Origin of the sequence: Roseivivax isoporae LMG 25204, assembly GCF_000521865.1 — a bacterium.
In the GTDB taxonomy this organism is placed as follows: domain Bacteria; phylum Pseudomonadota; class Alphaproteobacteria; order Rhodobacterales; family Rhodobacteraceae; genus Roseivivax; species Roseivivax isoporae.
The window spans coordinates 1-350 of record NZ_JAME01000187.1; the positions used below are offsets into that span (position 1 = coordinate 1).

Sequence of the window (350 nt, forward strand, 5' to 3'; positions counted from 1 at the left end):
GGCCATATTTGCAGCGCCCGCACGGCCAGGGGCAGTTCGCGCAGGTCGCGGTTGTTGGCGCGCACCCCGCGGTGGCCGGGGCCGCCGGAGGCGCCGCTGGCGACGGCATGGCGCTCCAGCAGGGTGACGGAATGGCCGGCGCGCGCCAGCGTCCAGGCCAGCGAGGCGCCGAAAATGCCGGCGCCCACGATGACATAATCGCTCGAGACTTCACTCATGATGATCCAGGAACAGGTACGGGGAAATGGGACGCGTCAGGCCGCGAAGCGCGCCGGCCGGAAGTCGGCCAGCAGCGGCGACGGCGTGCCGTCGATGATCTCGGCGGCCAGCAGTTCGGAAAGAATGGGCGC

1 protein-coding gene is annotated in these 350 nt (G+C 70.6%); it reads right to left on the reverse strand.

Going from position 1 to position 350, the window contains the following annotated elements; translation table 11 throughout:
- The coding region (locus tag RISW2_RS23275; RefSeq protein WP_043776093.1) for an FAD-dependent oxidoreductase at positions 1–218 on the reverse strand (218 nt) is incomplete at its 3' end.
- Positions 219–350: the final 132 nt, after the last annotated feature.